Here is a 21,518-nt window from a genome sequence, read left to right as displayed (position 1 = left end):
GAAACGTAAGCGTTTAGCCAACAACACCTTCAAACCCTGCACAACCTCCTGAATACTTTAACCTCCCTGACCTTGGAGGTTCCTATGACCAGAGAACAAAAGCAGCAATACTGGAAAGACCACATCGAAGCCTGGCAGAACAGTGGCCTGTCCCAGGCTGAATATGTCCGCCGCAACGGGCTGCCAATCAAAACATTCGGCTACCATAAACGTCGCCTTCAATCTGCCCCGAAACCGCAGCAAACACTGGTTCCTGTAAAAGTAGATAATAATGACACCTATCAGGTTCAAACACCGGAATCCGGCATCTCTCTTGTAACGCCCCGAGGCTTTACTGTGGCTCTGGCTTCAGATTTCGATGTCGCCTGTCTGCAACGTTTACTCCAGGTAATCGGCTGATGATGACTGCTAATATCAATCACCCTGTGTATCTGGCCACGGGTGTGACAGACACGGGATAATCTTGGACACCCACAAAATTTCTGACTCGTAGTCGCACCCTGTTTGGAAATACATACCCCTTCCCTAGCAATAAATAGGACACCCACATTTATATATGGTTGTCCTTGAGTCCCTGCCTTTGCTTTATATATAGCAATAAATAGGACACCCACATTTATATATGGTTGTCCTTGAGTCCCTGCCTTTGCTTTATATATTGCGATAATTAAAGTGATGCACTATCTTTACTAAACGAAAAATGTAAAGAAATAAAGCTATGCCTAAACTCAGTGCCAAACGGCAAATCACTATCCCTGCTCGTCAGTGTAAGGAACTTGGCATCCAGCCAGGAGATGAAATCGACAGCTTTATCGTCGATGGTCGGATTACCTTGATCAAGAAGCATAAAGGGGCAGCAAAAGGGTTTCTGAAGCACGTCAAGGCCAAGCAGGACATCTCAGACGACGATTCACTTCAGAGTGCTTTGTAGTGATAGTCATTGATACCAATATTCTACTCCGGTACTTACTGCAAGACGATGAGAAGCAGTCAGCACAGGCCACTCGGTTGATTCAGGGAGAGGAAAAGGTTCTGGTGACTGATGCTGCTCTGGTTGAGACAGTCTGGACGCTGAAGGGCAAAAAATACCAGCTTACCAAATCTGAAATCATTGAGACCGTTTTGCAGCTTTTTCAGGAAGCCTACCTTCACTTTGAGGACGGCCAGGTTGTTTGGAAAGCCCTGAGTGACTTTAAGAACACAAAGCCTCTAAAAGGTAAGGAAGCGGGCTTTGCTGATGCGCTCATTGTGTGCAAAGGTCGAAGCGTGATTGAGAAGCAGAAAGAGGTATTCAATGGCTCTTTCACTTTTGACAAAGCTGCACAAAAACTACCTGGAGCCAAGGCTCCGAATTAGATCGTAATAAACTGGGACACCCACATTTATATATAGCTGTCCTTGAATCCCCAATAATCCGGGACACCCATATTTATATGAGGAAGAAACAATAATCTGGAGTAATCTGGGACACCCACATTTATACGTGGAAAAGAGGTTAAACTGGGGCACCCACATTTATATATGGGTGTCCTTGAGTCCGCTTGAGTCCGCCTTGAATCCGGTCTGGAGGTTAAGCGCCAGCCGGTTGGCCTCATCCTGTGAGGGTTTCTGGCTGTTGAGAGATAGGATGTGTTCATAGCCTTCAGCTCAGGTTAAAGGCTGTGGTGGCGGGTGGTTTCTAAAGGGTTTTAGGGGTTATCCCCAGAAAGAAATGAGACACCTACGCTAATATATGGATGTCCTCGAAGAGTACGAATCAACTCAGGATATTCACCTTCATGCTAAAACCGGTATACCTCACCACCTTCTACGGGCCTTATTGTTAACTTCCTCTCACGTGCTCTGCATAAAGTTAGATATTCTCGGCAATCGCATCTCCAGCCTGTCTATAGAGTTGATGGCGTAGTTGCCGAGGTTGACAGAAATGACTAGTCAGACTAGTTTTTATCGAGGGTTTGTCATGATTCAGGAGGTTAAAGTGGAAAATCAATGGCAGTTACAAGAGGCGAAAAGCAAGTTTAGTCATATTGTGGATCGGGCTCGTCAGTACGGTCCACAATTTGTGACCCGGCACGGGCATAAAGCGGCTGTTGTTCTCTCATTTGAAGACTATCAAAAGATGTGTGCACCAGAGAATAGTCTGAGTGACTTTCTCAAAGCATCTCCCTTTTCGGATTCTGATGTTGAAGCGTTTGACAGAAGTAAAGAAACCCCGAGGGATATAGATCTGTGAAGTATTTACTCGATACCTGTGTGTTGTCAGAAGCATTCAAAAAAAATCCTGATCAGCATGTAATTGAATGGATGGATGCTTGTGAGGAAAACAAGCTTTATTTGAGTGTTTTGACTTTGGGAGAAATAGAAAAGGGGATAGGAAAGTGCCAGGAGCCGATAAGGCAAGATAAATTGCGGACCTGGCTTGAGTTTGATCTTATGGAGCGCTTCAAGCATAGAATATTACCTGTAGATCTTGGGGTGGCAATGGCTTGGGGGAGAATTCACTCTGAATCTGAAAAAAAGGGTACACCCATGCCTGTTATTGATGGGCTAATAGCTGTCACTGGCTTAGTCCATGACTGTACTGTAGTAACTCGAAATACAAACGATATGCGTATGAGCCAGGCAAAGCTATATAACCCATGGGTAGATATAGCGTCTTCCAGTCCATAAACCGATGACGTAAAAAGGGACACCCACATTTATATATTAGGTGTCCTTGAATCCCCGCTTTCAAAGCAATTTTTCAGTCCTGATACCAAAACGAGGGTTTCCTTCACTTTTGCATCTTACGGTATAGTATAAAGAAATAAGACACCCACATTTATATGAATAATCTGGGACACCCACATTTATATATGGGTGCCCTTGAATCCATGCTTGAATCCATTTCCTTGAATTCATTTGAGCGATACTTTATGCGAAATTTGGTAAGTGTCTGATCTGTGCGGCAGAAATGCATCAAATCGGCGCACTCCACCATTCGATCTGTGTTGCAAGTGCTTCTGGGCCACCGCAGTCGCCGCAATAATGGTTGTGATGGCCTGACCTTTTGAGGGGCCAGCCCAAAACGTCCAGGTGCAGAGAAAAGGTTGTTTCAGCCGTAACCAGAAGGTTTTCTGAAACTTCCCGGGTATATTCGTGAACCTTCCATTGCAATGTATCTCCATCGTTTCTTGCAGAGAGGAGGGGGGTATAACGTGTTTTGTTCTGAATGGACAAATTTAGCCATTCGCCAGCATGGGTAACTTGATAATCTGGAAATTGTCTTGACCTTACAAAGTTCAGGTTCGGATTCCAGTGCAGAAGCCAGTAACGGTTATGCAGGTAAAAGTTAATGGCCGGTTTCCACGGGTATTCAGTCTGGAGCTTTATACCATCCAAACCAGCGGCACAGGTCTGCTCGTAAATTGCATTAAGAGCCTTATTCGCAAGCCCCTGGCGACGAAACTCTGGCAAGACGTACAAACACTCGACCGGAAGATAACTTACAGCTGAAGAGTCCTTTTTAACGGCAAAAGTACCGACTATCTGAGAGTCGTGAAGAATGAAATATCTGTGAAAATGCGAACCATAAAGCCTGATATGAGCCAGATGATCTTTGAGAAACTGGCTCTTTGTTGCCTCATCAGCCCATTCTGGCTCGTACCAAGGATTTGATGGCGTTCTGCCAAAATTGTCGTCGCATATCAGTTCTTCATAGTGATGCCAAAGGTCGACTTCGGTTCGGTTATTTTTATCAACCAGGCGGTATTGGCCGGAAGACAGGGTAAGCGGCATTGGTATAATCCTGATTTCTTTTTTTGATGGTCAGGAGAGGTTAGGCAATGATAGATTGCTGCGTCCAGTAAAACATTCGTTATTACCTGGAGAAGGGAAAATTTGGACACCCAAAAAAATTTCTGACTCATACCCGCACCCTGTTTGGAAATACATACCTCTTCCCTGGAAAGCCGAACTCTCCAACATGTGAAAACCTATGGGCTCCCACGCCCAGACCCGCAGGGCCTGATAATGCCCCTGCAGTGTTTAACAGTTTGCAGGTAGTATAAATAGTGCAACTATTCTTGTATGGCTAATATCACTGAAATTCTCACCCAGGTGAGGAGCAACCCCAAAGGCGTGAAGTTCAGAGACCTTTGAAAATTCTGTGACTCATACTTTGGTGCACCAAGACAGTCAGGATCAAGTCATAAGGTGTATAAAACACTTTGGGTTGTTGACCCAAGAGTGAATATTCAAAATAACAAGGGCAAAGCTAAACCTTATCAGGTAAGGCAGGTGTTACAGGCGATCGAACGTATAGAGGTTGATAAAAATGGATAGGAAAATTGATCGATATACATACCGGTTAACCTGGTCTGAAGAGGATCAGGAATATATTGGTTTGTGTGCTGAATTTCCCAGTTTGAGCTGGCTCGAAGAGACGCAAGTAGGTGCTTTATCAGGAATCCAGAATTTAGTTCTGGAAACTGTAGCTGAAATGAACAATGCAAATGAAGAGATACCGCAGCCATTTTCAACCAGAGACTATAGCGGGAAAGTATTGTTAAGAATTACTCCGGAAACGCATCGTTTGTTAGTTATCCAGGCAGCCGAATCAGGTGTAAGCTTGAATCGTTATATAGCCAGTAGATTGCACAAATAAATAGGACACCCACAAAATTTCTCTGATAAAAAATAAATAGGACACCCACAAAATTTCTGGAAATGACTACTCCGCCCCATCGACATAATCTTTTTGTTCAATCCAGGAATGGATTGAACAAATTAACCCCTGTATCCACAAAATCCCCGGTGTTTCTTGTGACTACTGTCAGGTCATAAACAAGGGCTGTTGCTGCAATTTGTTTATCAATTGCATTTTCATGGCGGGGTACTCTGAGTTTTCCCCAAATCTGAGCTTCGGTGCTACCAAAGTCAAGAATATGATCTCGATAATCATCTATCAGATGATTTAGCCATAGCTCTAACTGCTTTGCCTGAATAGAGTCATTTCGATGACGAATTTTTTCGACGCCTCTACGGAGCTCACCTATGGAGATAACACTAAGGTAGAGCTTTAATGATTTTTTTTGTGCTGTGTTGAAAAAAAGCTGAACGCCCTGATTTGCACTGTTTCTTTTTCTTAATTCACTGATGACATTGGTGTCAATTAAATACATCACGATCACCGTTATCATTGATACGTTCGAAGTCCGTATCTGAGCCGACATCTGGAATGTTTTTCAATGCTTCAGTGAAGCTTTTTTTCCTGGGACGAAGGAGAGCTGCTTCCAGAATTATTCGATGCTCAGCCTCTGCGCTTCTCCCGTGTTTTCCTGCCCGAGCTTTGAGGGCATCTACTATTTCCTCATCAATATTGCGCACTATCAGGTTAGCCATAAGAGTCATCCAGATACATTCGATTCGTAAATGATAGCATTGATATCAGAAATGGACGAGAATAAAGGTAAAAAAGAGAGAAATGGGAAGAGCAATAAATGGCAATAAATGGGACACCCACATTTGACTCGTTCCCACGCTCTGTGGGTTTAAGTGGATTTAAGGGATGGATTTAAGATTTAAAAGACACCCACAAAATTCACAAATTTTCCGAACTATAAACTGAATTAAACTAGGACACCTACATTTATGTATGGGTGTCCTTGAATCCAATGTATGGGTGTCCTTGAATCCATTTGGGCGATACTTTACGCGAAATTTGGTAAGTGTTTGATCTGTGCGTCAGAAATTCATCAAATCGGCGCACTCCACCATTCGATCTGTGTTGCCAGTACTTCCGGGCCACCGCAGTCGCCCCAATAATGGTTGTGGTGGCCTGACTTTTTGAGCGTAAGAAATGAGACACCCACAAAAATTCCGACTTAACGGTTTTGTGACAGACTCAGAGCGCGGGAACGAGTAAAAAGAAAAAAGTGTGTTTTTGAGTTTTCCTCATGCAAGGGCAGGTGTCAGTTCATGGTATGGGATAAGTGTCCCGATCCACATCAAAAGGCTTGCGTTTTCGATGTATTCCTTTGTGATTCAAGAGGGCTTTTGCATTTTTGAAGACCTTCCTGCACAGCTGCGGTTGGCCATCATGTCCGATCACGGTAAGGTCACAGATTTGTTGGCCGGTGTGGTATCTGGATTTGTGATCCGACAGGGCTTTAGCATTCTTACAGACCTTCGCGCATGGCCGCAGCTGGCCATTATCTTCGATTATGGTTACATCACAGATTTTTTGTCCGCTGTGATCTCTTCTTTTGTGATTCGACAAGGCATCAGGGTTCTTGCAGACTTTCCCGCAATGCCGCTTCTGACCATCTTCCCCAACTATGTTTACTTTACAGGCTTGTAGCCCGGAGTGCTCTCTTCTTTTGTGGTACGACAGGGTTGGAATATTCTTGCAGATTGTCCCGCATAGCCGCAGCTGGCCATCATCCCTGGTCACGTTTTCCGTACAGGTTTGTTGCCTGGAGTGGAAGTTTCTCTTGTGATTTGATAGGGCCATAGCATTCTGGCAGACCATCCCGCACGGTCTTGGCTGGCCGTCCTCCCCAGCTACTGATAAGTTACAGGTTTTTTGCCCGGTGTGGCGTTTGCTTTTGTGTTCCGTCAGGGCTAATGCATTCTTGCAGACCTTCCCGCATGGCCGCTGTTGTCCATCCTCCCCGATATCGGTTACGGCACAGGTTTTCTGTCCGGTGTGGTATCGGCTTTTATGCACCGTCAACGATCGAGCATTGCTGCAGATTTTTCCACATGGCTGCGGCTGGCCATCTTTCCCGATTATGGTTTCGTTACAGTTTTTTTGCCCGCTGTGGACAATGCTTTTGTGATTTGTCAGGCCTCTTGCATTCTGGAAGACCTTTCCGCATGGCTGCGACTGGTTACCCTCTCCGATCACCATCAGGTCACAGGTCTTTTGACCGCTATGGAATCTGCTTTTATGAGACTGTAGCATTTTTTTATTCTTGTAGATCCTTTCGCATTGTCGCAGCTGGCCATCCTTCCCGAACACTATCACGTTGCAGGTTGCTTGTCTGGCTGGGGTGTTTGTATCGGTCAAACAGGGGCGTCCGGGCCCTGCTTCTTCGTGGTTTGTTGAACTTTCTCTACAATCTGGCGCTCCGCTGTCGGACGCATCGGAAGATTGTCGGAATTGACAAACGTCACTGCAGGGAAAGACGAAACAATTCAGACCCAAAGTGTGCGAGTGTTGTTGAGGGTTTCCGCTATCGTCGCCAGAGTCAGAATACAGCAGATTGGTGAAATAGTCTTTAGGGTAGGTGTCGGTACGTGGAGCTTGCTGACCGGATGATTCTGCTGGTTGGCCTTGTTGTTCATGTTCAGAGCCAGGCATCATAGCGGTGATCGCAAGCAGGTGACTTTGACTCGCTTCATGTTGTTCAATCGGCTTAAACAGCAATGAATCCGGGTTCCAATTGCTTTTTAAAAGCCAGCCAACGGTTATAACTGCTTCTACAAGTATCCATGAATAAGGTTTTGAACATAGAGGGATATCTCTGCTGGTCAGGAACAGTTCGTAGGTAAACGGCAGGTTTGTGGTGTAAAGCCATTGCCAGGAAATCGACTCAACGAGGGTCGTTTTTACCCTGTAACTGTCGGGTTTGTGTCGTTTTTTATCAGGCGGTAAATCTGGTTCTTCGCAGCCGTTTGTGTCGGCAATGTCTGGCAGGCTTCCCGACAATGTACGTCGGTCAATCTTTATAGAAAAGTTCTGGTTTGGAAAACCTGCATTCTGTTCAAGCTCGATAATAAAACGCCTTGTCAACGGTTTAGCCTGACAGATGACAGACAACGACAGTAACAGCAGTGTTGCAAAGAGTGAGTGTTTAATAATTCTACCCTTGCCTTCTGGTTTACAGAGAGGAAGGATAGATTAGTGTGTGAGACACCCATAAAATTTTTTACTCGTTCCCAAAGAAACCAGGGCACCCAAAAAATTTCTGATTTGCACTCGCAACCTGTTTGGGAGCTCATACCCCCTTGAAAGCCGAGTTCTGCAACTTGAGATAACGTATGGGCTCCCACGCTCGGACCCAGAGGGTCTAAAAGCATGGGGGCCAGAGTTTTACGCCAGTCTGTAGAGCCTGGAAACAAGATATCAATGAGAGAAACCGTGAAAGAAAGAAACTTTGTTAGTTGCACTTAACAACTTGCTATGAACTTTTATGCTAAAAACGCCTCTAAATTCTAAGAACCAATATTGAAAGTTCTCGTTAATCGAGGAAAAATACTAATTTGGGAGATAACCGACATGAATGGCATAAATAAAAATTCCGGCACAGTTTTTTCAGACTCACCACCACCCAAGCGCGCCCGAACAGGGAAAGTACCCACAGGTGTCATTATGGGTAAAGAAGTTACTGCATATAACGAAAGTCTCCCGCGTTGTCTCAATTTGCCCTTAGCGCCCTATACAGGGCAATCAACCGAGCTACAGGAAAAGTCACAGTTTTTTCAAAGTACTTTAGATGAGGCTGTCTGTGCTTTTTCAAGGCCTGTTTCACTTTATAGTGAGGTAGATAGTAGCCTGTTATCCGATGTTTCAAAAATATTGGGTGTCGACAAAAAATATGTACCTGATAGGGTTCTTGCAAAAAAAAGCGACACATTTTCATTAGCATTAGAATTGAGTTTAGATCAACTGGAAGAAGAAACGTTAAGCAGCGTAACGTCTTTAGTTCTTCAAAAAAACTTCGATCTGAAAAGCAAATCAGAATCTACTATTTTTTCAGCTGATGATCAGGATGGATATAAGAAGTACATCAATAGCGACCCAAAGAATGATTACGTGTTTTTTCATAAGCTTAAAGTTTCGGATGATGACGAAGAGGAAAGTATTCATGATTTTGTTATTGTTAGGGGAGGTAACAAATTTCACATACTACAGTCAGTTTCTGGCGCATTCACTCTTGAACAATGGATTACTGGTGACTCTTCAATGATAAACAATCAGGCAAAAGAATTTAAAGAAGATTTTGATTTGAGTTTATTGCAGTGCGAAAAAAAATCTCTCCCTTCTTCCGCTAAAAAAATGAAAAGAATTCACAAGGAATTTGAAAAAATAAAATCGTCATTCGGTAGAGTTGTAAAAACAAAGAATAATAAAGTCTGTTCTAAATCTACATTTGGCCAGAAGTTTGTGCCTACATTATTCTCAGCTTTAAAAAATTCGGATGATCGTCCATATTTTAAAATATTCTCATCTTCAAGGAGACACTTGGGAGTTAAAAAAGAAGATAAGATTGCGCTTGAAGTCTATAAGGGGAAAATATAAGAGAAGAGAGGGAAATAGGAGGAGGAGAAGAATAGGTCACCGGAGAGGAATAGAGAGGAATAGGACGCCCGCAAAATTTCCGAGCCAGATACCCTCTCATAATCGGTCTCGCATAAAAACCACCTGATCGGCTCAAACATTAACCTCCATTCATCGATCCTTGATGAAATATATTCACCCTTCTTTTTCAGCATGAATCAACTCAGGACACACACCTGCCTGCCAAAGCTGGTATGTCTGCATCTGGGAGAAATGGGGAGAAATAGAGGAGAAATAGGACACCCATAAAATCTCCGAGCCAGATACCCTCTCAGAAAAAACTAGGACACCCAAAAATTTTCTTAACTAGAAGCCAACACATAATCCGCCACGCATAAAAAGCACCTGACCGGATCAAGCTTGGGACGACCCTAAAATCGATAAAACAAGGAAAAACGACTTAATAGGTTTATGAAATACGCAGAATGACATCTCACCAAATCTATGTAGAAAGAATGTGGCGTATAAGGCAAAAAAGATGAATCAACCAGACTGAAATAATCGGCCACAATAATATAACCCCTGAAGCCAATGTTGACCTGTACTGATCGCATATGCCTTCATGGCCTTCAGTCGTCCGGCTGCACGATAAAATCGATTCTTCCTGCTCATGGTTTTTAGCCATTCATCACCGTCTATTTCAAGTCTTGCCAAGATAGGAGGTGAGCTTTCCGCAATGGAACCTTTCTTATTCATTCTGACCGCTCTTCCACTCCAGTCGACCAGCTCCAGATAATCATGAAGAATATATGGCAATGTTTTATTCGGGTCTTGCTCCTGGTGCTGAAAAGGCTTCAACATGAACGGCTGCCTGCTATCTGTTGCTTCGGTAGTTTTTTCAATGCGTTTCTGGATGGAGGTATAGTCTGATTGCTCTGGTGTTGATGCAAGCTTTGCTCTGATAGGGTTTAGATCAACATAAGCCATACAGGTCAGTAAAGCGGCTTCATCCAGTAACGCCTGGCTCTTAAAACGTCCTTCCCAGAATCGGCCTTTACAACCATCTTCCCTGTTGGCTTCACGGGCCAGATGTTCGTTCAAACAACGCATAAACCAGCTGATACTCTTCAAACGGCTATGATACTCTGCCACATATTCATCGACACGGTTGAGTTCTGAGCAGCTGAGCGTAGCATTGCTCAAATAGCGTTGGATCAATAATGGACCTGTGAAAAGGGCAGTCCATCGCCGCAGTATTTCATCTCGATTCCACTTATCAGCCTCACTGGTGTTAATGTGTAGTACTAGGTGATAATGATTAGACATCACAGCATAAGCACAGACTTCGATGGCAAAGATAGAGGCCAATGTACGCAGACGGTCGACCACCCACTGCCTGCGATGCTCAAAATTATTCCCGGTCAGATGATCCTCACCACACAAGTAAGCCCTGCGGACGCACCGAGACACACAGTGGTAATAGGGTGTCGAACCTGAATCAATCAGGTTGCTGCGGGCTTGTGTCATGGGATCCCCAGTTACTATGGTGGGTAAAAATCGGAAACATGAGAAAAATAGCTTAATCGGTCGATTGGTCAAATATATGGGTGTCCTTTTTAATTCTTTTTAATTTGTTCCTTTTTAATTTATTCTTTTTAATTTGTTATTTCATTTTTGTGGGTGTCCTTTTTATTGGGTAAAAATCGGAAATATGAGAAAAATAGCTTAATCGGTCGATTGGTCAAATATATGGGTGTCCTTTTTAATTTTTTTTGTGGGTGTCCTTTTTATTGGGTGTCCTTTTTATTGGGTGTCCTTTTTATTGCTCTTTAATTTGTTATTTCATTTTTGTGGGTGTCCTTTTTATTGCTTTTTTATTGCTCTATTGTCCTTTTTATTGCTGCTTTTTATTGTTTTTATTGCTTTTTGATTTTTTATTTTGTTATTTTGCTTTTTATTTTTTTCACTACTCTTGTCTGGCTCACAGCCGATACATGATGATTATGTCCACATAAATTCAGCTCTCATGCTCACAGTCATTGATCAGTCCTACCATAAAAGCGCAGTGTTTCTTTTAATAGCGCTGACACTGCTGGCAATGTGGTCGGCTTTTCTAATCTGGGATTTCGGACTGTCCAGCTACAATTTCAGGCGAGTTGTTCAAGTTGTTTTTCTTGCTGTTGCCTCTGGGTTGTTTATGGTTTGCTATCAGTCCCTGAATAGCTTTGCTTATTTGCCCGTTCTGGCCAGAGTCTTGATCTTCCTTGGCTTAGCGTTTGGATCATGCTCGGCATTAATGAGTGAGTATCCGTTAAAAGGCATTCAGGAGGTTGGGCTCTATGGTTTACTGATGATGAGCACATTACTCCTGGCCAAAAGTATTGATGAGAGAAAGCTGGCAGGCATTATCAGTGTCATTGGCATGGCTATAGGGCTTTATGGTTTTGGCTACCTGTTTCACTATGCCGTTTATTTACAATATCCGCCTGAATCCTGGATGCACACGATTTATGGATTTACTAACCCCAGGATTTTGAATCATGCGCAGAACTGGCTGATTCCACTTTTGGCTTTACTGCCTCTTTTGTCGAAAAGCACAGGATCTCTGGTTCAAAGGCTAATCTGGATTCCCTTGGTGGTTATGTATTTTTTCATTTTTTTATCACAGAGCCGAGGCATCCTTCTGTCTTTGGTTATGAGTGGAATAGCTATCTACTTTTGTTTCCAGAAAGTAATAACACCCATTATTCGAGTTCATACAAAAGCATTAATGGTTGGGTTGATCGCTTATACGGTTTTTATTTGGCTCATTCCTTATTTATTGGGGCATGGAGTCAATGGATTCAGGCCACTCTCAGCGGCATTGAAAACCTATGATCGTGTTGAGCTTTGGATGACTGCCTGGCAAATGGCATTACATAATCCCCTCTTTGGGGTGGGGCCCCAGCACTTTATTCTTTCATCAGGCAATGGACTGGGATCACCCCATAATGTTGTTTTGCAATGGCTTTCTGAGTGGGGAGCCCTGGCTACATTCTGCTTTGTTATTGTCTTGCTCTGGGGTGGCGTTTCTTACCTGATGCGGCTGAAAAAACGGTTAGAGCGAGGGTCATTGTCCAGGCAGCAAGCCTATATCCAGATATCGGCCCTTTGGGCCATTCTGAGTGCGGCGCTTCATGCCCAGATCAGTGGTGTATTTATCACGCCTATGAGTCAGATGATGATGTTGCTGGTAGTGGGCTATTGTCTTTATGCTCACGATAAGGACAGGGTAAAAGCCAGTGCTGAAGTGAGGGATTACGAACTGAGTGTGTCATGGCTGTTGGCTTCAATGCTTATCTTGTTGTCGATTATCTTCTTTACCATTTTCTACGTTGAGTTTATTCAGGCAACCTACCCTGTTTCAATTCCCTTTGAATCCATGGCCCCACGTTTCTGGCAGAATGGAGCCTTTCACCTTGTTAATTAATATGAACTTCTCTGGCTACGAGCTGTGGATTCAGTAAACCCTGGTAGGAAAAATACTCCTGAGTCCGCCCTTTCTGATAGCTGACTTCGTAGAGCATGAAGAAAGGAAATCCACCTTCCCGGGTCATTTGTCTGAAATCTGCGTGCCAGCCAACAAAGGTGTGATTCTGATATTCCCCCAGCTCACTGCCTAATAACGGTCTGAAATTGTCTTTTCCAGTGCCTGTGGTTTTGAGTGTGTGGTGCCCCGACTGGATGATCAGCATCAGCTCTGAGCCTTGTCCCTGCTGAAAATAACGATCCACTTCACCTTGATACACATGTTGAAGACTCACAGCGCCAGTGATCGCAGTGGATGTCAGTACCAGCACAACAGTAATGACCCGGGCGACAAGGGAGAGCCTTTTATTAGCGAAAAGGGTGAGATTTTTCATGGCAGCTGCCTCTGAAGAAAAGCCTGTATAAGGCTTATCGGGCCACATCTGAAAATCACGAGAAATCAACGGTTTTAAAAACGCAAGGTAAGTCCTAAAGCTCTGGTCATGAGCGCCGACATCTTGCTAGAGACTGACCTGTGGGGCCCAGTGTATTGGCGGAGGGCAGCTATTCAATGACCGAGGATAACGAGATGAAAACATGGATGTCCAGGATGCTGGGTTTCACGCTGATCGAACTGATGATTGTAGTGGCGATCATTGGTATTCTGGCGGCAGTGGCGATTCCCCAGTATCAGAACTATACCCGTAATGCGACGATAAACGCCGCATTGAGTGAAGCCAGCCAGTATAAGACGGCTGTAGGTATTTGTGCTCAAACCAACCCTATCGCTAATTGTGATGATGGATCAAATGGTATTCCTGCTGCAAGAAACACAATAAACGATGTAGCGGACGGGGTCATCACAATTACTCCAGGTGGGGCTTTTGCTTTACAGACTTTAACGTACACCCCCGATGCAACAGGCACCGTATGGAGTCTTACGTGTAATGGTGGTGGTACACTGTGCAGCAATGATACTTTAAATGCTACACCTGATTTCTCACCCTAGAACTTTGTTGGCATAGTTCCTTAGAAGGCTGGATTTAATTCCGGCCTTTTTTTCTGTTTGGTCATTAGATGAGAGTGACCTGAGAATGAAGGCCAGAAGTAGAATCAGGGCCGTCTAAAACACTCAATAGAGTCCCTGATGTCTGAAGTGTTTAAATAGTCTTTAGCTCTCCGGGCCTGCTCAACGGAAATCAAAGCCACAGCCGCCATTTCCTCTGGCGTGGCATCAAGAATTTTGTCCCAGCTTTTAAAATGGCTTGCCAGCTTTCCGGAACGAGTTTCTCCCAGCTGTGGAATGCTCAAGGCTCTTATCTGGGACCTAAGAGAAACCCTATGAAGTGTGTTGAGTACCGATAGCAGCTGTTTCGATGAATGCTCATTTAAGCCAGCCTCTTTCAGATCAGACTCAGACACTTTAAAACTATCTGGAAAGCGGTCAATGGCCTTATTTGCCATCAGCTTTTTTATCAGTGGTTCGTGCAAAAAGGGAATATCCAAACTTATCCCCAGCCATTTCAATCTTTCAGTAAACTGTTCTTCACAGCCGGGCTTTAACTCCAGGCAGGAGAAGGCGTCGTATTTTTTCGGGTCTGGAAGTTTTGGTCGGGTGCGATGCTCCGGCCTCAGAACAACCTGACCAAAAACCGGTGTAGCAGCACCTTTCAGTTGCACAGAAATCTGGTCGCCAATAGCAATATCCTTCTCAGTCAGGTTTTTGGTGCTGCCCAGTGATACCTGCCGAACGGTTTCCCCTCCGATCGCTATCGGCTCCAGCTGAAGTACAGGGGTGATTTGGCCGGTACGTCCGACTCTGAAATCAACGTCTTTAACTGTGGTTATCGCACTGTCTGAAGGGAATTTCCAGGCAATGGCCCAGGCTGGATTCTGGCTCTCCCAGCCCAGTTTTTTACGAAGTTCGAGGTTATCCAGTTTCAGAACAATGCCGTCCATAAGGAAGGGCTCAATACCGCTGCGTTTATTATAGGTATGACGGATTTTTTCTATCTCTTTCAGAGTATTACCCCGTTGGGTATGCTGGGCAGGTAGCTCAAAACCATAGCCGTACAGGGTATTAATAACCGTCTTGTCGCTATCAAAGGGACTGTTGACCCAGCGCCATGGGAAGAATTCGATACTGCCCAGTGACGAAACATCCAGTTGGTTGCGGCTGATATGGCCGGAGACATAATGGCGGGCACTGCTATAAACGGAATTTTTGACGGTCTCATTCAGACGGGCAAAGAGTTCTCCGTGCAAGACAATGTCGTTATATTCCGTAATCAGCGCTTTCGGGATCATGGGCATGTGTTTGACGGCATCAAGAATATTCTGCCCCCTGTCGCCTGTGCCCCGGGTAGAAGCGGCGACCAGTTTGCCGTTTTGATAAACCAGCTCAACCGCAACACCGTCAATCTTGGGTTGAACCAGGATGATTTCCTTACCGGCTTGTTTGAGAAATTTTTTGATGTCATCAATGTCCCGGGCTTTTTTCAAGCTACCCATAAAGGCGCGATGATCAACGTCTCCCTCGGTATTCTCCTCAGCAACAGGAGGAAGTGTCAGTTCCGGAAAACACTGTATCAGAGATTGCAGTTGAGCTTTCAGCCCATCGTATTCATGGTCGGTTAGCACGGGAGAGTGCTTGTTGTAGTAAAGATCATCGTTATGTCTGATCTCTTTTTGCAGAGCGACGATCTGCTTTTGAGCCTGCTCGGAAGTCCAGCTTGGGCAGGCACTCCATACAGCCATTGGAATGAGCAGGAGAAAAAGCGAAAAAAGGTGTTTCATGATCAGTTTTCCGGGGAGGGGGACGTCTTTAATTGATCGGCCATATAAGACGAAACTGATCGAAATGGGGCATTAAAGCCCCATTAAAGTTATGGGTTGTATCCATCCGGATTATCGGACTGCCAGCGCCAGGCGTCGGTCACCATTTCTTCCAACCCCCGCTCTGCTTTCCAACCCAGTTCATTAAGAGCTTTGTCGGTATTGGCATAGCAGGCAGCAATGTCACCGGGACGGCGTGCCGTGATCTCGTAAGGTACATTTTGTCCAGACGCTTTTTCAAACGCCGCAACTATTTCCAGAACACTGTAGCCTTTACCTAAGCCGAGGTTCCAGGTATGTACGCCTTTGGTCGTACGAAGTTTTTCTATGGCTTTGACATGACCCAGTGACAGATCCACGACGTGAATATAATCACGAACTCCGGTGCCGTCGATGGTGGGGTAGTCGTTACCAAAAACGCTCAACTTTTCCAGCTTCCCAATGGCCACCTGAGTCACATAGGGCATCAGGTTGTTCGGGGTGTCATTAGGATCTTCGCCAATACGACCAGAAGAGTGAGCGCCTGCCGGATTAAAGTAACGAAGCAGGGCAATGCTCCAGTCAGTATCCGATTTGAAGAGATCTTCCAGAACTTCTTCCACCATCAGTTTTGAGCGACCGTATGGGTTAGTGGCACTCAGCGGAAAATCTTCTGTGATCGGCAGAGTCGCTGGATCGCCATAAACAGTCGCTGACGAGCTGAAGACAATGCGTTTTACATTGGCTGCCTGCATGGCTTGACAGAGTATAAGGGTGCCGTACACATTGTTTTCATAGTAATCGAGAGGGATTTCGCAAGACTCCCCTACGGCTTTCAACCCCGCAAAGTGAATAACGGCTTCAAAATCATGCTGCTGAAAGAGGCCGTCCAGCAAGGCTCGATCGCGGATGTCGCCGTTGACAAACTCCAGTGTCTTGCCGGTAATCTCCTGAACCCGGCGCAGAGATTCCTGGCTGCTGTTGCTGAGGTTATCCAGAACCACTATTTCGTAGTTGTCGTTTAATAATTCCAGACAGGTATGGCTACCGATATAGCCTGCACCTCCTGTGACCAGAATTTTACTCATGGTTTTGGCTTCCTGTTCAGATCTCTGTGGTATCAACCAGTCTCATGGACAGATCAATGGATTGAATGTCTTTGGTGAGTGTTCCGATGGAAATAAAGTCGACTCCGGTCGCTGCGATCAACGGCAGGCGCTCGTCGGTAATACCCCCGGAAGCTTCCAGCCCAGGTTGAGGCGCTGGCAGGGAGTTGTTCAGTTTGACGGTTTCACGCAGCGCGTCCAGAGGGAAGTTGTCCAGCATAATGATATCGGCACCAGCGCTTCTTGCCCGCTGGAACTCTTCCATGTTCTCGACCTCAACTTCCACAGGTTTGCCTGGAGCCATGGCCCGGGCGGTGCTGACTGCCTGCTCAATCCCGCCACAGGCGGCAATATGATTCTCCTTGATCAGGAAGGCATCATAAAGCCCGATCCGGTGATTGTGGCATCCGCCTGCCATGACGGCGTACTTTTGGGCGAGGCGAAGACCGGGCAGGGTTTTACGGGTGTCCAGCAGTTTAACGCCCGTCGCTTTGACCAGATTGGCATAGTGATAACAGCGGGTAGCAGTGCCGGAAAGGGTCTGAAGAAAGTTCATGGCTGCACGTTCACCGGTCAACAGGCTTCTGGCAGGACCTTCCATAAAAACCAGAACCTGATCTGCTTCCACCCGTTCACCTTCCTGAACCTGCCAGTCCAGAGCCACCGATGGGTCAATCTGCCTGAATACTTCATCAAACCAGGGGCGTCCCGCAATAACCGCGGGTTCACGACAGAGGATGCGTGCTTTGGCCATTTGCCCGGCAGGAATGAGGGAGGCCGTGATATCACCTGAGCCGATGTCTTCTTCCAGGGCATTGCGAACATTGTGCTGGATGGTGTCGGTCAGGTCGGAAGCGAGATTGTCTCGGGGCTGCATGTTGACTCTACTAATATATGGCCGGAAATCATGAAGAATTGGCGGGGATTATAAACAAATCGTTGTCTCATGTCTTTGGTCTTGCCGACTGTAATAGCCTGTCATGATCTATACTCGGGGGTCTTATTCAGAACACAGCAGAAGAGAAAAGATATGTACATTACCAAGCCGTTTAAGTGTGCTTTTCTTGCCCTGACCATGTCCTGCTCTCAGGTATGGGCCGAAGCCACACCAATTAATTCCTACATTGCTCTCAAGGATGCTCTTGAACAGGGAGAAGTGCCTGTTATCGGTGTGATTGATTTTGGACAGTGTACTCATAAGTACCAGAACCTTAAGCAAAAATCTCTGGCAGTACAGAGTTTCCGTGGAAAAGAGGTCACTATTTTTAAACGAAACACCATCAATGAGGGTGGCTCGATAATGATGTTAACGAGCTATAAACTCAATACCTATCTAATGGCTGAAGTCAGGGATGCCAGACCTCTGCCAGACTGGATAGATTGGCCAGCCTGGATAGAGTGGCAAAGTGCCTGCACCCTCTCCAGAGACAATGATAAAGAATTTAATATCTGGTTTATTGCCTCGGATGCAAAAACCGGAGAGACCCTCAAAACCGATCACTTCACTTGTTTATTTGGATCAGCCGTTAAGTTATGGCGAACACCTCACTCCTGAATTGACCTGTCGCTGATGCCTTGACGTTATTTTTTGGTTAACTGATGTTGAGTTCCGCCAGCTCTCTTATCAGTGTCTGGTTGGCAGGCGTTTCCACTCCCAGCTTTTCAGCCTGTTCAATCAGATAACCGTTAATAAACGTCAGCTCAGTTTTTCGACCCTGTCGGGCATCCATGCAGGTAGAAGAGTGGTTCATTGCGGTATTCCGGCAGACTTGCCTGACCAGCTCAAGAAGGTTTCCTGATCCGGGAACACCGGCGGCTTGCCTCACCTGTGTCACTTCTTCAGCCAATGCTGCTAAACGGTGTTGACGCTCTTCAGTGTCCAGCAGTTCTCCATTCCTGCAATCATACAAGGCTGTAAGACCGTTGATGGCACAATTGACTGCCAGTTTATCCCAGAGCTTTTCTTCAATCTGATGGGTAAACTGAATGTCAACTGGCAGTATTTCCAGAGCGCCTTTTAACGCCTGGCATACAGAATTGTCAGGCTTCTGACCAACAGGACCCACCCAGGTTGATCCACGACCGGCATGGCAGACATGCAGAACGTCTTTCATCCATGCTCCTTCTGTTGTCGATGCGGCCCATACGGTTTGTGAACTGAAACGTTGTGCTATTGCTTGTTGGCTACCCATACCGTTCTGGATTAATAGTATCTGGCACTGGTCTGATAAGTGATCAGCGAGTGAAAGAACAGCCGGTTCGGCATCCTGCGCTTTTGTGCAGACCAATAAATGGGTTATCGAGTCAGTGAGAGATTCGGAAGAATCCAGTTTGATAGGGAAGTGTTGACTGACTCCATCCAGTTCATCAATGGCCAGAACAGGCTGGGTAACGTTCAGTGAGCGCAAGCTCTGTTCCCGAACAAGCAGGGTAGCTTTCATGCCCGCCTTGAGGAACTGGGCTGTCCACAGGCAGCCCATACTGCCAGCACCGATGATATGCCAGATCACTTCTTGGCCCACTCTGGTTGAGATAACCCGGGCGAGTTTAAACAGTCAATGGTGATATGTGAATATTGAGTGTTGCCAGTGGTGTAAGATTGGTCTCTATTTGTTCTCGGCCATTCAATTTTTCTCCACCTATCTAAAGTTTTTTCAATTCAAAATTGAAAGTAATAAGCATTAAAAATGAACTTCTTTGATTCATTCAAGTCAAAGATTGTATGTAAACAATATGGATGAACCAAGGAGATGATATGGAGGTTTCGAATAATACCGCAGGAATGACCAGCACTGGTGCATACAATAGGGTGTCTGAGGCTAACGTTTCCACCAGTACATCATCAAAAAGTACTGTCACCGCCATTAATCCCCATAAGCAATTGCAACCCGCGCATGAACACCCTGCATCAGGTCACTCCAGAGCGGGCTACTCCCTGGTTTTCAGGACGATCTCTCAGGCGGCTGGCTCAATTACACAAGGCGTCACCAGCACCCTGAAGACGACATCGCGTGTTATTGGGTTGGCTTGCAGTGGTGGCGCTACTCTGGCGAAGGTTGCTTGTTATCGTTCTCCTGAACCAATTGCTCAGTTTTTCCATAAACATGGTGGACTGTGGGGCAAAATAGGCCAATACGTAGCTGCAAAACAAGCACCGGCTGAGTATTTCAAATCACATCAAGATCTTTATAACTTCACGACTAACATGGTAAAAGTCGCAAGCCAGTGCTCGGCAGGCAAGGTTGATCCTGAGGTAATCAGGAAAATTGTTGAGCGCAATGTGGCTAATGCCGGACTGCTTTCTGAAGATGCCATGCCGGAACGATCAGGCACAGCTGATAATGACGGCGGTAGCCAGTTCATGGCTAACAGTGCCGTTTCAGCAGCACCTGTCCGGCATGTTAAAACACTTGGGCGTGGGAGTATTTGCCAGGTCGATCAGTTTAATATTGGTGGACGAGATTTTGCTGTTAAATATTTATCACCAGAGTTGGCAGAAAAAATTAACATTGATGTTTCGATCATGAACAGCCTGGTTTCCTTCTTATATGACTGGGATTTTATCTCAGAGGTGTACTTTGACGACATTTGCAGTGCATTCAAGAGTTTTAGTAATGAGTGTGACTTATCACGGGAACTTAAGTTTACCGAAAAAGCGTCTGAGGCCTTAAAAAATTTGACAGAAACCAAGCGCTACCATGTAGCTACCGATTCAGGCCATCAGGTGCCGGTTCAGTTCAGGGTACCTGAGGTGTCTGTACCCTTATCCAGCCCTGATGCCCTTGTGATGGAGTATATTGATGGCTGTTCTCTTGATCGTACAGACGCGTTAAGGGAGAGGCTCGCTTCATGGCAGCCGGACTGGAAAGAGGGAGGAAGGTTAAGTGAAGCGGAAATAAATACTATCATCGTCGGCATTCATAAACTTGTGCTAAAAGTTTATTTGGATTTAGTCAGTGAATCCTTTTTTTTAAACACTGACCCCCAAACGGGTAATTTCATGATGAAACTGGAGAGCGATCGTATCAGTATTTATTGTATTGATCACGCCAACAGTACTGGCAATAACGATATTTTGCGCATGATGAAAGACCCTGTTTATTATTCACTTCTTGCAGGACTGTTCTTGTTGTTTCATAACCGTGCTAACGGGAATGGCCTGATTGAAGAGGAAAATATCCCAAGCTCAATGGATACAACTGACGAAGTTGACATCCGAACTCTGGTTTGCACGGCAATATCCCCGGAAACGCTGGAACCTATAGAAAAATTTATTGAAACTTATCGTAGGGGCTTTGGACCGGATATCATACCCCCCATTGATGAATTACAACAATTTCAGAGAGAAGCTACCGTTGGAGAAATTTGCAGTCAGATTTATCATTGGTTAAAAGACATCTCGGAGGATTCTGATACGGAGGGGCCTGTCCAATCAGAGGCTGCGTTTGTGGAGCTATTGACGCGATTTTTGATCCGGCTTGCCATGGAACATGTGGAGCAAAATATGCAGAAGGCTGACATTACAGCCTTGCACAGAGCTGTCGCTGTTCCTTTTGACAAATTTGCTCAAAGTCTGGGTTTTCAGATCAGTCCGACCAATCCCATATTACTGCGGGTTGGGTGGCAATTGTCTGCATATCGTCAGTACATAGAGCAACTGGAGTCGCTAATGGATAACTGGGAGTCTTATCGAGAATAGCGAGCTTTTTGACGAACAAAAGCGGGTTTTCAGGCCAATTCACTGCCACCTACGACTGCATGGATGCAGGAGCTAGAGCAACGCAGGAGCAGTTGCCGACGACTGCATGGATGCAGGAGCTAGAGCA

General features: G+C 45.4%; 21 protein-coding genes. 11 read left to right on the top strand and 10 right to left on the bottom strand.

Translation table 11 applies throughout. The annotated features are described in order from the left end of the window. Positions 1–84: 84 nt before the first annotated feature. The 5 genes from tnpA to P6910_RS20005 all read left to right on the top strand — a co-directional run bounded on the left by tnpA (position 85) and on the right by P6910_RS20005 (position 2,670). On the top strand, positions 85–399 hold the full coding sequence (tnpA, locus tag P6910_RS20025; protein ID WP_317143017.1) for an IS66 family insertion sequence element accessory protein TnpA: 315 nt from the start codon (positions 85–87) through the stop codon (positions 397–399). Positions 400–718: 319 nt separating this feature from the next. Then, positions 719–931: an AbrB/MazE/SpoVT family DNA-binding domain-containing protein gene (locus P6910_RS20020; RefSeq protein WP_317143016.1), complete on the top strand. Its 213-nt coding sequence runs from the start codon at positions 719–721 to the stop codon at positions 929–931. After that, entirely contained in the window at positions 931–1,356 is a 426-nt protein-coding gene (locus P6910_RS20015; protein WP_317143015.1) for a type II toxin-antitoxin system VapC family toxin, read from the top strand. Before P6910_RS20020 ends, P6910_RS20015 begins: the two co-directional genes overlap by 1 nt. 568 nt (positions 1,357–1,924) lie before the next feature. Then, entirely contained in the window at positions 1,925–2,233 is a 309-nt protein-coding gene (locus tag P6910_RS20010; protein ID WP_317143014.1) for a type II toxin-antitoxin system Phd/YefM family antitoxin, read from the top strand. Then, complete coding sequence (locus P6910_RS20005) at positions 2,230–2,670, top strand: type II toxin-antitoxin system VapC family toxin (RefSeq protein ID WP_317143013.1); 441 nt, start codon at positions 2,230–2,232, stop codon at positions 2,668–2,670. Before P6910_RS20010 ends, P6910_RS20005 begins: the two co-directional genes overlap by 4 nt. A 288-nt stretch (positions 2,671–2,958) precedes the next feature. Here P6910_RS20005 and P6910_RS20000 read toward each other — a convergent pair whose 3' ends face one another. Further along, the gene (locus tag P6910_RS20000; RefSeq protein WP_317143012.1) at positions 2,959–3,777 is read right to left on the bottom strand and encodes a GNAT family N-acetyltransferase; all 819 of its coding nucleotides are present in this window, start codon (positions 3,775–3,777) and stop codon (positions 2,959–2,961) included. Between the two features lie 538 nt (positions 3,778–4,315). Here P6910_RS20000 and P6910_RS19995 point away from each other — a divergent pair. Further along, positions 4,316–4,645 (top strand): type II toxin-antitoxin system HicB family antitoxin, encoded by a 330-nt coding sequence (locus P6910_RS19995; protein WP_317143011.1) that lies wholly within the window; start codon positions 4,316–4,318, stop codon positions 4,643–4,645. Between the two features lie 97 nt (positions 4,646–4,742). On the opposite strand, the gene P6910_RS19990 is transcribed toward P6910_RS19995, so the two are convergent. The 3 genes from P6910_RS19990 to P6910_RS19980 form a co-directional block, all read right to left on the bottom strand. Then, the gene (locus P6910_RS19990; RefSeq protein WP_317143010.1) at positions 4,743–5,162 is read right to left on the bottom strand and encodes a type II toxin-antitoxin system VapC family toxin; all 420 of its coding nucleotides are present in this window, start codon (positions 5,160–5,162) and stop codon (positions 4,743–4,745) included. Further along, complete coding sequence (locus P6910_RS19985; RefSeq protein ID WP_317143009.1) at positions 5,149–5,382, bottom strand: FitA-like ribbon-helix-helix domain-containing protein; 234 nt, start codon at positions 5,380–5,382, stop codon at positions 5,149–5,151. Before P6910_RS19985 ends, P6910_RS19990 begins: the two co-directional genes overlap by 14 nt. A gap of 574 nt (positions 5,383–5,956) precedes the next feature. After that, positions 5,957–7,804, bottom strand: coding sequence for a hypothetical protein (locus tag P6910_RS19980; protein WP_317143008.1), 1,848 nt, complete (start codon positions 7,802–7,804; stop codon positions 5,957–5,959). Between the two features lie 459 nt (positions 7,805–8,263). Here P6910_RS19980 and P6910_RS19975 point away from each other — a divergent pair, with 459 nt between their 5' ends. Further along, positions 8,264–9,286, top strand: a complete 1,023-nt coding sequence (locus tag P6910_RS19975) for a hypothetical protein (protein ID WP_317143007.1) — start codon at positions 8,264–8,266, stop codon at positions 9,284–9,286. 522 nt (positions 9,287–9,808) lie between these two features. Here the strand turns inward: P6910_RS19975 and P6910_RS19970 are convergent. After that, positions 9,809–10,792 (bottom strand): transposase, encoded by a 984-nt coding sequence (locus tag P6910_RS19970; RefSeq protein WP_317143006.1) that lies wholly within the window; start codon positions 10,790–10,792, stop codon positions 9,809–9,811. A 670-nt stretch (positions 10,793–11,462) separates the two neighbouring features. Between P6910_RS19970 and P6910_RS19965 the strand changes: the two genes are divergently transcribed. Beyond that, a complete protein-coding gene (locus tag P6910_RS19965) occupies positions 11,463–12,734 on the top strand; it encodes an O-antigen ligase family protein (protein WP_317143005.1) in 1,272 nt (423 codons plus the stop codon). On the opposite strand, the gene P6910_RS19960 is transcribed toward P6910_RS19965, so the two are convergent. Further along, entirely contained in the window at positions 12,727–13,167 is a 441-nt protein-coding gene (locus P6910_RS19960) for a hypothetical protein (RefSeq protein ID WP_317143004.1), read from the bottom strand. The genes P6910_RS19965 and P6910_RS19960 overlap by 8 nt on opposite strands. Before the next feature lie 140 nt (positions 13,168–13,307). Between P6910_RS19960 and P6910_RS26915 the strand changes: the two genes are divergently transcribed. Next, complete coding sequence (locus P6910_RS26915) at positions 13,308–13,781, top strand: pilin (RefSeq protein ID WP_410493843.1); 474 nt, start codon at positions 13,308–13,310, stop codon at positions 13,779–13,781. A gap of 104 nt (positions 13,782–13,885) precedes the next feature. On the opposite strand, the gene P6910_RS19950 is transcribed toward P6910_RS26915, so the two are convergent. From P6910_RS19950 to nadC, 3 genes are all read right to left on the bottom strand, one after another. Further along, positions 13,886–15,568, bottom strand: coding sequence for a helix-hairpin-helix domain-containing protein (locus P6910_RS19950; protein WP_317143003.1), 1,683 nt, complete (start codon positions 15,566–15,568; stop codon positions 13,886–13,888). A gap of 89 nt (positions 15,569–15,657) precedes the next feature. Then, on the bottom strand, positions 15,658–16,674 hold the full coding sequence (gene galE, locus P6910_RS19945; protein ID WP_317143002.1) for a UDP-glucose 4-epimerase GalE: 1,017 nt from the start codon (positions 16,672–16,674) through the stop codon (positions 15,658–15,660). A gap of 16 nt (positions 16,675–16,690) precedes the next feature. Beyond that, positions 16,691–17,569, bottom strand: a complete 879-nt coding sequence (gene nadC / locus P6910_RS19940; protein ID WP_317143001.1) for a carboxylating nicotinate-nucleotide diphosphorylase — start codon at positions 17,567–17,569, stop codon at positions 16,691–16,693. 153 nt (positions 17,570–17,722) lie between these two features. Here nadC and P6910_RS19935 point away from each other — a divergent pair, with 153 nt between their 5' ends. Further along, positions 17,723–18,247, top strand: coding sequence for a hypothetical protein (locus P6910_RS19935; protein ID WP_317143000.1), 525 nt, complete (start codon positions 17,723–17,725; stop codon positions 18,245–18,247). A gap of 37 nt (positions 18,248–18,284) precedes the next feature. Here P6910_RS19935 and P6910_RS19930 read toward each other — a convergent pair whose 3' ends face one another. Then, positions 18,285–19,202 (bottom strand): 2-dehydropantoate 2-reductase, encoded by a 918-nt coding sequence (locus P6910_RS19930; RefSeq protein WP_317142999.1) that lies wholly within the window; start codon positions 19,200–19,202, stop codon positions 18,285–18,287. Between the two features lie 512 nt (positions 19,203–19,714). On the opposite strand from P6910_RS19930, the gene P6910_RS19925 reads away from it, so the two are divergent. Continuing rightward, on the top strand, positions 19,715–21,391 hold the full coding sequence (locus P6910_RS19925) for an AarF/UbiB family protein (RefSeq protein ID WP_317142998.1): 1,677 nt from the start codon (positions 19,715–19,717) through the stop codon (positions 21,389–21,391). Positions 21,392–21,518 lie beyond the last annotated feature (127 nt).

This window comes from Endozoicomonas sp. 8E (assembly GCF_032883915.1).
In the GTDB taxonomy this organism is placed as follows: Bacteria; Pseudomonadota; Gammaproteobacteria; order Pseudomonadales; family Endozoicomonadaceae; genus Endozoicomonas_A.
Note: the sequence above shows the minus strand (reverse complement) of the source record. Positions and strands in the feature narration are given on the sequence as shown.